Annotated in this window: 11 protein-coding genes; all 11 read right to left on the minus strand. The window is 41.7% G+C overall.

Annotation, left to right across the window (positions count from 1 at the left end; genetic code table 11):
• Nucleotides 1-409: 409 nt before the first annotated feature.
• Nucleotides 410-1,510, minus strand: a complete 1,101-nt coding sequence (locus tag MMY95_RS08025; protein WP_104796037.1) for a lactate oxidase — start codon at nucleotides 1,508-1,510, stop codon at nucleotides 410-412.
• Between the two features lie 26 nt (nucleotides 1,511-1,536).
• A complete protein-coding gene (locus tag MMY95_RS08030) occupies nucleotides 1,537-3,291 on the minus strand; it encodes a thiamine pyrophosphate-dependent enzyme (RefSeq protein WP_241277580.1) in 1,755 nt (584 codons plus the stop codon).
• 81 nt (nucleotides 3,292-3,372) lie between these two features.
• Entirely contained in the window at nucleotides 3,373-3,798 is a 426-nt protein-coding gene (locus MMY95_RS08035) for an Rrf2 family transcriptional regulator (protein WP_003642935.1), read from the minus strand.
• Between the two features lie 172 nt (nucleotides 3,799-3,970).
• Nucleotides 3,971-5,791: a pyruvate oxidase gene (spxB, locus tag MMY95_RS08040; RefSeq protein WP_053267323.1), complete on the minus strand. Its 1,821-nt coding sequence runs from the start codon at nucleotides 5,789-5,791 to the stop codon at nucleotides 3,971-3,973.
• A gap of 317 nt (nucleotides 5,792-6,108) precedes the next feature.
• Nucleotides 6,109-6,519, minus strand: a complete 411-nt coding sequence (locus MMY95_RS08045; RefSeq protein ID WP_053267322.1) for a YueI family protein — start codon at nucleotides 6,517-6,519, stop codon at nucleotides 6,109-6,111.
• Nucleotides 6,520-6,606: 87 nt separating this feature from the next.
• Entirely contained in the window at nucleotides 6,607-7,296 is a 690-nt protein-coding gene (locus MMY95_RS08050; protein WP_003642938.1) for a DUF6198 family protein, read from the minus strand.
• A 24-nt stretch (nucleotides 7,297-7,320) separates the two neighbouring features.
• On the minus strand, nucleotides 7,321-8,172 hold the full coding sequence (rhaD, locus tag MMY95_RS08055; protein WP_021729905.1) for a rhamnulose-1-phosphate aldolase: 852 nt from the start codon (nucleotides 8,170-8,172) through the stop codon (nucleotides 7,321-7,323).
• A gap of 42 nt (nucleotides 8,173-8,214) precedes the next feature.
• Nucleotides 8,215-9,498, minus strand: a complete 1,284-nt coding sequence (locus tag MMY95_RS08060) for an L-rhamnose isomerase (RefSeq protein ID WP_003642940.1) — start codon at nucleotides 9,496-9,498, stop codon at nucleotides 8,215-8,217.
• A 36-nt stretch (nucleotides 9,499-9,534) separates the two neighbouring features.
• The gene (gene rhaM, locus MMY95_RS08065) at nucleotides 9,535-9,849 is read right to left on the minus strand and encodes an L-rhamnose mutarotase (RefSeq protein WP_104796038.1); all 315 of its coding nucleotides are present in this window, start codon (nucleotides 9,847-9,849) and stop codon (nucleotides 9,535-9,537) included.
• Nucleotides 9,850-11,316 (minus strand): rhamnulokinase, encoded by a 1,467-nt coding sequence (gene rhaB / locus MMY95_RS08070; protein WP_003642942.1) that lies wholly within the window; start codon nucleotides 11,314-11,316, stop codon nucleotides 9,850-9,852.
• The gene (locus tag MMY95_RS08075) at nucleotides 11,316-12,635 is read right to left on the minus strand and encodes an MFS transporter (protein WP_021356811.1); all 1,320 of its coding nucleotides are present in this window, start codon (nucleotides 12,633-12,635) and stop codon (nucleotides 11,316-11,318) included. Before MMY95_RS08075 ends, rhaB begins: the two co-directional genes overlap by 1 nt.
• Nucleotides 12,636-12,655: the final 20 nt, after the last annotated feature.

Below are 12,655 nucleotides of genomic sequence, written 5' to 3' on the forward strand. Positions count from 1 at the left end.
GGTCTACATTGCCTCAATTTGCATCTTACTTAAGTAGTTTTAAGACGGACCCTAGATTATGAAACATTCAGCCTCCTAAATAAAACTGGTATGCGCGCATGTGCGCATGTGTACAGTATACTATTGCCAAGTATGTCTGAATAACCGTTTTAAGACTTGAAAAACTCAGCTGGGTGCTTTAGGACGCTTTTTGTGCATTTTAAGACAATATCCTAACTTCAACGCCGGCATAGCTTCAATTCGTCAATCAGTGTCTTAGTTTCTCAGCTATTTCTGTTCAGAACATCTTCCTATTACAATAAAAAGCGTTGATCTCAGCAGAATTTACTTCCACCAAAACCAACGCTAAAGTGTTATTATATCAGGTATTTTAAATTCATTTCAGACATTATATTCAGCATTACTTCTACTACCTAAGTAATTTAGCACGTTTAACATCTTCAATCGTCTTAGTTCCCGCTAGTTGCATATCGATCAACAGCTCATCATTAAGGTGACTCACTACGGAAGCGGCACCCTGCGCACCACCCAATGCTAATCCATAGATAATCGGCCGAGCAAGTGCCACCAAATCTGCGCCATTGGCTAACGCCTTAAAGACATGGGAGCCACGCCGAACACCGCTATCAAAAATTATTGGGACGCGCCCATTAACGGCTTGCGCAATCTCGTGTAAAACATCAAAGGAAGCTGGACCACCATTTAGTTGCCGACCGCCATGGTTTGAAACATAGATACCCTGAGCACCAGCCCCGATTGCTAACAAGGCATCTTCTGGTGACTGAATCCCCTTCACAATAACTGGTAAATTCGTATATTCTGTAATACGCCGAACATCAGCCGGGCTAATCTTTTGCGCCGCAGCAGCATAGATTTCCATGATACCTTTCCCTTTACCATCCCCTTCGCTGAACTTAGTCAAGTTAGCCATTGGGATTGGAAACTGGAAATTGTTGATAATATCAGCTTCACGATAACCGTCAACTGTTGCATCAACTGTCAAAATGATTGCCTTAGCACCAGCCTTCACTGCTTCATCCAGTAAACTCTGATTAAAATCCCAATCCTTGCTCATATATAATTGGAAAAATTGGGGCGCACCTTTACCAGCTGCGGCAGTATCTGCAATTGACGTTGAAGAGTAAGTACTCTGAGCCATAAGTGCCCCAACTTGAGCCATCCCTTCAGCAGTCGCAGCTTCACCCCGTGCATGTGCCAATCCTTGAGCGGCCGCTGGAGCCATCATAATAGGCGTTTTGAGATCTATGCCAAAAGCCTGAGTCTGTGTGCTTGGCTGTTCCATATCCGTCAATGCTCGTGGCACAATTTGAACATGGTTAAAGGCCATTGTATTCTGCTTTAAAGTCCATTCGTCTTCTGACCCACCACTAATATAACCAAAGCCTCCGCTCGGGATGATCTTTTTAGCAGCTGCTTCCAATGATGGTAAATTTAAAATCGTTAACTTTTGCTCACGATCACTCTGTTCATATCCATTAATAACTGTCATTATACTAATCTCCTTTACATAACCCTTTATAATTCATTTAATAATTGGCTAAGTGCCGGTTGATCCGCTTCAGCGATACCATATCGTTCACGATACTTAGCAATCGTATCTGCATCAAAGTTTTCCGGATCTACTGGAACAAAACTAGTATCAATTGGATCAACATTTTTAATTTTTGCATCAATCACAATTGGTAGCTGATTACCATTCTGCTGTAGTTGAGTAACTTTCTGGAACGTTGCTTTCAACTCTTTAAGGTTAGTCACTTTAAAACCAATCGCACCCATGTTGTCTGCCATCTTGGCCCAATCAGCACCAATCAAGTCAATCCCATACGGCGCCTGATTAGCGAGTAACTTTTCATGTTGAATAAAGCCTAATACTTTGTTTTCTAAAACCACGTTAATGACTGGCAAATGATATTTAACTTCCGTTAGTAAGTCTGGCATAACCATGGCATAACCACCATCACCAGAAATACTCCAAACCTGCTTCTTAGGATAATTCAATTGCGCGGCCAAACCTGCTGGCAAACCAAAACCCATCGTGCCATACCAAGCCGACATCGTAAAAGTCTGTTGCTTATTCAATGGTAACTGTCGAATGGCCCATTCCGTATTATTTCCAACATCCAGACCAAAGACGGCATCATCAGTGGCATTGTCCTTAATAGCTTCTAGCACCCCTTCAGCCGTCAGCCCTCCTTGATCATCAGCAGCAATTGTCTTGAGCCACCGGTTCCAGTTTTGCTTATCACGTTGAGCAGCTTTCAAGAACTTAGTTGGCTTAATTGTCACTTCAGATTGAAGTAATGCTTGGAAAAATTCTTTTGTATCTGCAAGAACAGTAATATCAGCATCATGTTGTTTGCCTAAATCTGCTAAATTGTTATTGACTTGAATAAACTTAATTCCTTGTGGCAAGTAACGTGCAAACGGAAAGTTAGTACCAACAAACAAAACCAGATCTGCCGCTTGCGAGACTTCAAAGGCAGGTTTAGTTCCTAGTCGGCCGCGAGAACCCATGAAATTAGGATGGTCAGTTGGCATAATACCAGTTGCTGGAGCCGTCGACAAAACCGGTAAACTAAATTTTTCAGAAACTGCGATAACTTCTTGACGTGCATTATAGGCACCCTTACCAATCCATAAAACAGGGTGTTGAGCAGCTTTCAAAGCCGCTATCGTCTGCTGAACGTCATCTGCTTTCGGCATTAAGACCTGTTGACTGCCGCTAAGTGAAGCCGTTTTAAAACCATCAAACTCAATATCTTGACCAGACAAATCATCTGGAATAATAACAACAGAAACCGAACGGGTCGCGTATGCTGATCTAATTGCTTCATCAACCACGTATGGAATCTGTTCAGCCGTTGTCACTTGTTTATGAAATTCGGCTACATCTGCAAAAATTGGATCTTGGTTCATTTCTTGAAAGAAGTTCGTATTCATAATGGATGTTGCTGATTGACCGACTAAAGCTAGCACCGGTACGTGATCCATCTTGGCATCGTATAATCCGTTCAAGAGATGAACGGCGCCCGGTCCTGCTGAACCAAAGCTAACACCAATCGTCCCAGTTAATTTAGCATCTGCCGCGGCAGCTAAAGCACCAACTTCTTCACGACGTACTTGAATATACTTCAAGTGGTCTTTCTCTTGGTAGAACCCATCTACCGTGTTATTAATCGAGTCGGCTGTAATACCATAGATATGATCAATGTTCCAGTCGACCAACACTTGTGCCAATGCTTGTCCTGCTTTAATTTTAGTCATTTCCATTACCTTCTTTTTGTTGTTACTATTTTAAGCACAACTATATCCTAAATAAAAACTTGACCCTTGTCAAGTCTTTATCTTAAATTATGCTTGTTGTTGAACAGCGCTAATGTCATCAATAATATCTTGCAGCGTCACTCGCGACATACGTGCCTCAGCACTATTCTGAATATCACAATAGTATTTTTCCATCACTCGCGGAATTACTGACCCGACCGGACACGTCTCCGAAGTATTATGATCAACGTTTAAAAAATTACGCTTAGCCACCACTGCTACATAGATATCTTTCAAGGTAATATCATTGGGCGAACAAGCTAATGTTGGCCTAGCAACGCCACGAACCGAAGTTAACAAGCCTGCTTTTCTTAACTTACTCATCATTCTTCTGACCATGGTAGGATCCGTATTTAAACTACTAGCAATATGCTCACTTTTCAGCTGGTCATCAGTATGCAACGCAATATATGCCATAATATGCGTCGCATCACTTAATTGTGTATTAGCCATCTAGACACCTCCCATATCCATCTCTATTGTTACTTATTTTAGCACATCTAACATGAACATAAAAGCGATTAAGGAAATAAGTTAGGCTTCTTTCCCTAATCGCAACATAAGATTATTTGATAATCTCCATTAATTCAATCAAACTTATTCAAGACACCGATAATAGCTGAATTTAAAACCCACCCTGTCCAATTTGATGTTGCAAATCATCTAAGCCAAATTGTTTTAAATAAGTTGAAAGTGGTTGTAAATCTTGAGCTTCATACCGTTGTTTAAATGCTTCAATATCAGCTGCCGAACTCGTTGCCGAATCTAAACAAAGCTTTTCAGCAGGCAGTGGCCGATCTCCTGTAATCACCGCATCAATCAGAACTGGTTCATGCTGAGCGATTGCTTTGGCTTGTTCAAAAACATCAGGTAATTGCTCAATCTTATTAACTCGAAAAGCTTGCATGTGCACGCCATCGGCAATCTTACTAAAATCAATATCATTGAATTCAACGCCAATAAAATCATTCTGATTAGTATCTTCCTGCTCATCTTTGATAAATCCATATTGGCAGTTGGTGAAAACAACATTAATCACTGGTAAATGGTATTGAACTTGCGTCGCCAAATCTTGCATGGTCATCGAAGCGCCACCATCACCGGCCAGATTAAACACCTGCCGCTCAGGATAATTAAGTTTGGCAGCAATTGCTCCCGGAATACCAACTCCCATCGTAGCAAATAAGTTAGAGGTAATGTGCCGATTGGATGGCGTTAATTTCAAATGTCGATTCGCATTCAAATTGATATCACCAACATCAATCGAATAGATTGCATCAGGCTCAGCAATTTTATTAACCGCACGTAGCACTTGATATGCTTGTAAAGGCCCCTCCTGCTTATCTTCTAATGAAGCTAGATAAGCCCGCCAATTTTTAACATTGGCTAAATTAGCTTGCCACCAAGGTGTCGACTCCCGTTCAGATACCTGTGCTAAAATTGCAGCCAGCGTCTTTTGTGCATCAGCAAGTACCGCAATATCTGTTTTATGTCGTTTACCTAACTTAGCTGGATCAATATCAATTTGTAAGAAATAACGCGTATTTTTAAACGCTTTGGAAACTTCTGCAAACGGATAATTATTACCAACAAATAAAACAACGTCGGCTTGCGCAAGTGCCTCATTCGCCGGTTTTTGTGCCACCCGATTAGCAGAACCCAAATAGGCTGGATAACGATCTGCGACAATCCCCTTAGCTGGATACGTACTCATTAATGGAATTTTCAACGTTTTACTCAATTGTTCGAGTTCTTTACCAGCCTTACGAGCTCCAATGCCATAGTAAATAAGTGGCCGTTCAGCTGCGAGTAAAGTCTGTGTCAATCTCGTCACTGCTTGAACGTCGGGTTCTGGTAATAACGGCGTTTGATAACTATTAGCGGAAGCATACCAATCTTCAGCTGGAATCTGTTGCCATGGTAAATCGACTGGAATTTGCACAACCGCAACACCTTGGTGCGCATAGGCGCGTCGAATTGCTTCGTCAATAACATGTGGCAACGTGGCAGCATTGACGGCTGTTACATTATAATCTGCAACGTCCGCATAAATCGGATTCTCATTCATTTCTTGGAACGTATCCATGTTCATCCCAGTAGTGCCAAATTGACCAATAAGCGCTAGAACAGGGACATGGTCTTCACGCGCATCATATAACCCATTCATAAGATGAGTGCCACCAGGTCCCGCTGAGCCGAAGCAAACCCCGATTTTACCCGTTAGCTTAGCATCAGCAGCGGCGGCCATTGCACCAACTTCTTCATGCCGTACTTGAATATAATGGATTCGATCCCTTTCTGCTGATAATGCGTCCATAATCGAATTAATTGAACCTCCAGGAATACCATACAAATGATCTACTCCCCAAGCTTCTAAAACTTTAATAACTGCTGCACCTGCTAGTATGTTAGTTTGTTTTGTTTGTTTTGTTTGTTTCATAACCATAATAAAGCCCCCATTTCATGCACAATTTAATTACGTGCAACTTAATAAACGAATATTACCACAGCAAACGCTTACATTCAAGCGATCATAAACTAATGCTTTTTACCACTTAATCACTATTCAAATGCATTTTAGATCAACAACAGCGCTAGTCTGCTTACCTCGATGAACCACCATCGCTGTTGAAAATTAGTATCTCATACATTCGTTTTTTAAACAATTTTAGTAATTAGTGTATGTTTTACAGGGGCATACTTCCAACAATGTCTGCATGTTTAGAAGCTAGCCATTCTTCGCCTCACACTACTATTTTCGTTTCATACGTCCTTATTTAATTGTGGATAGCGCTCTAGCACATCTACTGTATCCCGATTCAAAGCATGATCAGCACATAAAATAACTGCAGCACTATTCGAATCTGCACGGTAATACTGACTGTTTCTAATTGCAAATAACACACCATTTTGTTTTGCAGATTGAATATATTGCCCCATGATATCCATATCAAGCTGACCATTTATTAACAATTGATATTTGCTGTTTTCTTTCAAAAGGCGCTGTAAGACGCCACTACAGTTATACTTTAACGCTTCAGCAAACGAAATTCGCAACTCAATACGTTCATAAAAAGTACCTAAACAACGATGCTGTTCATCGGGTCTCACTAAGGGTAACCCACACACTGCATTCTGAATTCGTTGATCTAAATCTGGTCGTTTACCTTGCATACTCACACCTCATTAAGCAAAAATTTCTGTATAAAAGACAAAAGAAGATCCAAACCTCGCCAAGAGATTCAGACCCCCATTTAAAAATCAATTACGTTGCATCGTATCTAATCCGTAATGCTTTAAATTAAGAAAGATATGTTTATCGAAGAAACCAATGAACGTGCCTTGAAAGAACAAGCAAATAACGGTACCAACATTGACGGCCCATAAGTGCCCACTAACGCCAAACGTAATCATCATAATAATTATCGGTGGTATATAGTGAACTATTTGCGCCACTGTAGCATTTCCATGCACATAGCGGAACCGTATAATCTGCATAAAGTCATCGTTCGGATGCAGAACTAAGTTTGCGCGTTGATAAATTGATGTCGCTAAAGCAACACATAGCACACCAAACACATCGATGACAATTCGTAATGCCAACGGTAATTCTGCAATCTCACTCCGCTGAATCAAGTCAGTAAACCATTGAATCAAGAAACTGAACGGTAAAGTAAATAACAAATTACCGATTACACGTCGCCAAATGATTTGGTGAATCAAGATAGCATTCATAGTAACCACCAGCACACCACAAGTAAACAATGTCGCTCGCAAGCTTAGTGGCCATAGATGGTACAGATTTACTGCTGAAGCTGTCCATACTGCACTGCCCAAGTTCATAACAACGGTTAATGCATGACCAATCGAATTAATTAGGAGTGATAATCCGAGAAATAACCATCGTTTTAGCCAATCATGATTGGGCATCACTAACTTGGTAACTGCCATGATAACCCTCTTCTCAGGCCAAACTTAGTCAACCGTTGCTCCGACTGCATCTGGTGTTAAGAAGTCTTCATTGGCTTTCAAGTCAAAACGCTTGATTAAGTCACGGAAATCTTTGTCGGTCAACGATTGCAAGACTTCTCCACCTTGTGCACGAATCGTCGTGTAGATTAATGCTGACTTTTCAACTGTTTCAACTAACCCGTAAGTTTCATCCAGAGAGTCACCAGCTGCGAAGACGCCATGGTGTGGCCATACAACTACCCGGTAGTCGGCCATCTTAGCAGCCGTCTTTTCACCGATTTCATTAGTTCCTGGGCACATATATGGGATAACGCCTACGCCTTCTGGGAAGACAACGATTGATTCTGGATGCATCTTCCATAGCGTCCGACTGAACCGCTTAGATGACAACGGAATCGTAAAGGTCATTGCAACCAAGTTAGTTGGGTGGCAATGCATGATAACCCGTTGATCAGGATCTTGCTTCAACCGAGCAATGTGGCTCATTAAGTGTGATGGAAATTCGCTAGTTGGTTCACCACCATCATTGAAGCCCCACATTAAATCAACACTGTTGCCGACTTCGCTGATTCGAATCAAGCCCATGTCACGTTCTGGAAATTCGACCATATTCTTAAAGTACCGGCCAGTTCCCGTAACTAAGTAATACTTGCCCGCTAATTCACTGGCATCAAATTTAATTGGAATCTGACGTAAAACTTTATCCGTACCAGCATAGGCTTCAACTTCCTCTTTAGTCAGTCGTAGACTCACGTTGCCGCCATTCCGTTCGTCCCAGCCATGTCGATATAAATTTTCCGTTGTTTGTGCCATATCACGTACATATGGTGAATCAATAAAGTCTGTCATAATCATTGCCAACCTTTTCTTGTTAATTTTTGTTGTAACTAACCGTCGTTATTCCGTAACTACTTTTTTGTCCCGAGGGAATTGGACTTTCTGTTCATAGTTATGAATTTCATCAAGCCAATCAGTTCCTACTGGTGTATTGTTCTTCAAGCAGAATTCATCCCAAACAGCGCCAAATGGGAAGGACTTCAATTCTTCAGTAACCGCCAACCGCTTCGTAAAGTCGTAGTTTAATTCAGCTTTCTTCAAATCATCAATTGGTGCTAACATCGCTTGTAATAAGGCCTTTTGCGTTGCCCGCGCTCCGATAACCCATGCAGATACTCGGTTGATCGTAGCATCAAAGAAGTCTAAACCGATGTTAGTCCGTTCCAACTCGTTATCACGAACCAATGACCGAGTAATCCGTTGTAAAGCTTCGTCAAAGATTACAACATGGTCACTGTCCCAACGAACTGGACGTGAAACGTGCAACATTAATCCTTTGCCAAACGGCATGAAAGCAGAGAACTTATCCGAAACATCTTCCGTTGGGTGCCAGTGCCCAGCATCAATCGTCCAGAGTTTGCCCCGACTGATGGCATAGTTGTTATAGAACAGATGGGAGCCAACCGTATAAGATTCAATCCCCGTACCGAACAGCTTACCTTCGACAGCTTCGATCGTATTCTTTTCATCGTACTTCTTGGCAAAGACTTCATCTAGGGACTCAATCAACCGTTCCCGTGGTGCTTGTTTATCAATTGGGTTATCTTTAAAACCATCTGGAATCCAGAAGTTATTAACCGATTGTTGGCCTAATTCTTGCCCAAAGTAATTTGCGATTTCCCGCGATTTCTTACCAACTTCAATCCAGTAGTCTCGTACTGACTTTTCAGGACTAGCTAACGTAAAGTTATGCTTAACCATTGGATGGGAGAAGAAGGTTGGATTCATATCTAAGCCAATACCTTCTTGTTTAGCCCAATCTACCCAATATTTGAAGTCTTCCGGACCAACTTCGTTAAAATCTTTTTTCTTATCTGTAACCGCATACAAAGTATGCAAAGCGACTTTATGACTCCCAGGAATTAATGATAATGCTTCGTGCAAGTCACCAGTTAATTGATCTGGAGTCCGCGCAATACCTGGGTAATCACCCGAAACACCGATCCCACCAGTTAATTCTTGATCAGGGTTCAAGAAACCATGAATATCATCACCTTGCCAACAATGAACAGACAACTTGACCTTCTTTAGTGCTTCCATGGCCTTTTCAGTATCAACACCAATTTCAGCGTAACGTTCTTTTGCAACTTGATAGGCTTTTTCGACTTCGTCAGTTTTAACCATTAGTATTTCCTCCTCGTATTCAATAAGTAATTCAGGTTAATCTAAATGAAAGATTTCTTGTAAATCAGTCGTGACTGGACTATTGTCCTCATTTGTATCCATCAACGGCTCCATATATTTCCACCACTTTTTACAAATATCAGTTTCAGCGATCTTGTTGTAAGTCGCTTCGTCTGGAACCTCAAGGTAAGCAAAGGTTTGGCCAGTTAATTTATTTAAGAAAATTGAATAATTCGTTGCACCATACTTCTTAAGCGCCGTCTTCATCTCTGGCCATAGTTCCGCGTGCCGTTTAGCATATTCTTCGTAGGCGTCTTTGTGTAAATACATCACTTGTCCTAACCGAACCATTTAAACCATCTCCTTAGATTTATTTGTTAGAAATCGTTGATACTCTTTTAAAATGTCGCCATACTTATTGGTCTCCGGCAAGTACCGCTTTAGATCAAATGACGTTTCAATCAACCGCCGGCCCGCTCCAATGTTCTCTACTTCATCACTAGTAATCATTTGGACCATAATGTTTCCAACTGCAGTGGCTTCACTCGGACCCGCCACAACCTTGATATTAGCTAGGGTACTCGTTAACTGATTCATCAGAGCAACGTTACTTCCGCCACCAACAATATTCAGTGTATCAATGTGGTAGCCCAAGATACGGTCAAGTTTATTCAATTCATTGGCATAGAACAAAGACAGATTAGAATAGATTGCCTGGAATAATTCACCCGGTGTTTCCGGTATCGTCTGCTTTGTTTCACGGCAATAATCCTGGAGTTCCTTAATCATATTTTCGGGATTAGTGAAGCGTTCATCGTTGATATCAATGAATTGTTGGAATGGCCTTACTTGTTGCGCCAAGTCAGCCAGTTCACCAAAGCTATACTGATCACCTAGTTCATGACGAACACATTGGGCAACCCACAACCCCATAATGTTTTTTAAGAATCGGTAAGTCCCGTATGCGCCCCATTCATTCGTATAGTTCTCATGAAACGCTTGTAATCCATTTTCTGGCACATTTAACTCAGTTCCTAGTAGTGACCATGTTCCTGAACTAAGGAATGCCCACCGATCACCTTCACCTGGCGTTCCGACAACCGCCGAGGCCGTGTCATGGGTTGCGACCGTCACAACTTCAACTTCCGGAATATCATATTGAGTGTGCCATTTGTGGCTCACATTTCCCAGAACCGATCCGGACTCAACTAGTCGTGGAAATTGGTCTTGAGACACGTTGACTTTGCCTAACAAATCTTTATCAAATAAACCGACACGCAAGTTCAACATCTGAGTGGTAGAGGCATTCGTGATTTCAGTAACTGCATTGCCCGTCAAAACATATCCGAGATAATCCGGCATCATCATAATCTTGTCCGTCTTAGCCAATAAATCATGATTCTCTTTATACAATTGATAGAGCGTGTTAAAGTCTTGGAACTGAATGCCAGTCTTTTCGTAAATGTACTCTTTGGGTAGGTCGCTAGTTAACTGTTGGATCGCATTATGTGTCCGCTTATCACGATAACTAATTGGATCCTCCAATTTATGTCCGTTTTCACCGACAAGTACATAATCAACTGCCCAAGTATCAATTCCTAACTCAACATCCTTTATCCCCATCTTTTTGACTTTTTCGAGGCCTTTAAAGATTTCATGGATTAAATGATCAACATCCCAGCGATCATGACCATCCTTCATCGCAAATCCATTGGAGAAACGATGCACTTCCTTTAACGTTAGCTGGCCACGCTTTTGCTGACCGAGCATTAAACGCCCGCTAGAAGCGCCAATGTCTACGGCAATATAAGATTTCATTACTTCACATCTCCAGTAGCATTTGAATTAATCGGTGTCTGTTTATCTTTGGCGTCAAATTCGTCACCATAACGTTCCTTTGTAATTTGTTCCAGTGATTTACCGCGAGTCTGAGGTGTCCAAATGACCCCGATAATCAATGAAACTAACAATAATCCAATCATAAATGTTCCGGCAGCTTTGAAGCCCATCGTCGTCAGAATAGTTGGGAAGATAATTGACCAAATACCAGCTGAGCCACGGACGACGAAGAACATCACGCCTTGAGAGCCTGCACGATACTTAGTTGGGAATAATTCAGTCGCCCATAGTGCGTACCACGCTTGAGCCCCGATCCCTGCGGAGATGCCCCAAACAGCAACGAAAATCCAAAGACTAGTCCAGTTCATCCCGGCAAATGTCAGGACAACCCAAGAAACGACGGCCATTGCAGCCCCAACTGCAAAGAAGATCCGGTGATTAGCACGATCACCATAGCGGGCAAAACCAACATAAGTGGCAACTGCGGTAAAAATCCAAAGAACGGCTTGTAGTAAGTTGGCCTGTAGATTTGTTAACCCACCAGCAGTTTCATACACGTATGGCATAAAGAAGCCCATTGCACCGGCAACTAGATTCCAGAACATGTAAACACCAATTAAAAATAGCAATGACTTTAAGTTAATGACATTTGAGAATAAGTCACGATATGGGTGTGGCTTTTCACCAGTCGCCCGCTCGTGCTGTTTCTGTTCAACCCAAACTTGTGATTCGTCCAATTTGCTTTGAAGACGCCATGCAATAAAGGCAACAATCGTTAAGAAAATGAATAAGATCCGATTGCCCATAACACCTAGTGGCGATAAGGCAACACCGGCTGCAAAAATAATGGCGGGCCCTAACGACCAAGCGAATTGTGAAATACCAATATTCTCCGCCCGATTAGTTGATTCTGACGTTTCTGAAATATAAGTCCACGATGCAGGAACCCCAGCACCGACCGCAATCCCAGTAATCAGAAATCCGGCTAACAACATTGGAAAATTAACTGATGCTGCCACAATAATCGTCCCTAGCATATAAACAAGCATGTCATAGGTATAGATAACTTTCCGACCATATTTATCTGACAAGTGACCACCAATCAAGGCCCCAATCGCAGAACCAAATGCATTGGCACTCAATGCACCCAATAACCCAACTTGAAAGCTTGATAATCCCAGGGCTTTAGTCCATAGTGTTAAACCACTTGCACCAGCAACAATTGATCCAGAATCCAAAAAATTAGTAATTGATACAGCAATTGTTGAGCCATGTGATTCTTTTTTGTTACTACTCATTTTAAATACCCTCCTTTTAG

It is taken from the genome of Lactiplantibacillus sp. ME-2, assembly GCF_022549155.1.
Classification (GTDB): Bacteria; Bacillota; Bacilli; order Lactobacillales; family Lactobacillaceae; genus Lactiplantibacillus; species Lactiplantibacillus plantarum.

Coding starts and splice junctions, on each gene's coding strand:
- spxB (WP_053267323.1), bottom strand. CDS start 5,791: ATGGTTATGAAACAAACAAAACAAACAAAACAAACTAACATACTAGCA.
- MMY95_RS08075 (WP_021356811.1), bottom strand. CDS start 12,635: ATGAGTAGTAACAAAAAAGAATCACATGGCTCAACAATTGCTGTATCA.
- rhaB (WP_003642942.1), bottom strand. CDS start 11,316: ATGAAATCTTATATTGCCGTAGACATTGGCGCTTCTAGCGGGCGTTTA.
- MMY95_RS08035 (WP_003642935.1), bottom strand. CDS start 3,798: ATGGCTAATACACAATTAAGTGATGCGACGCATATTATGGCATATATT.
- MMY95_RS08045 (WP_053267322.1), bottom strand. CDS start 6,519: ATGCAAGGTAAACGACCAGATTTAGATCAACGAATTCAGAATGCAGTG.
- MMY95_RS08060 (WP_003642940.1), bottom strand. CDS start 9,498: ATGGTTAAAACTGACGAAGTCGAAAAAGCCTATCAAGTTGCAAAAGAA.
- MMY95_RS08030 (WP_241277580.1), bottom strand. CDS start 3,291: ATGGAAATGACTAAAATTAAAGCAGGACAAGCATTGGCACAAGTGTTG.
- rhaD (WP_021729905.1), bottom strand. CDS start 8,172: ATGATTATGACAGACTTTATTGATTCACCATATGTACGTGATATGGCA.
- MMY95_RS08025 (WP_104796037.1), bottom strand. CDS start 1,510: ATGACAGTTATTAATGGATATGAACAGAGTGATCGTGAGCAAAAGTTA.
- MMY95_RS08050 (WP_003642938.1), bottom strand. CDS start 7,296: ATGGCAGTTACCAAGTTAGTGATGCCCAATCATGATTGGCTAAAACGA.
- rhaM (WP_104796038.1), bottom strand. CDS start 9,849: ATGGTTCGGTTAGGACAAGTGATGTATTTACACAAAGACGCCTACGAA.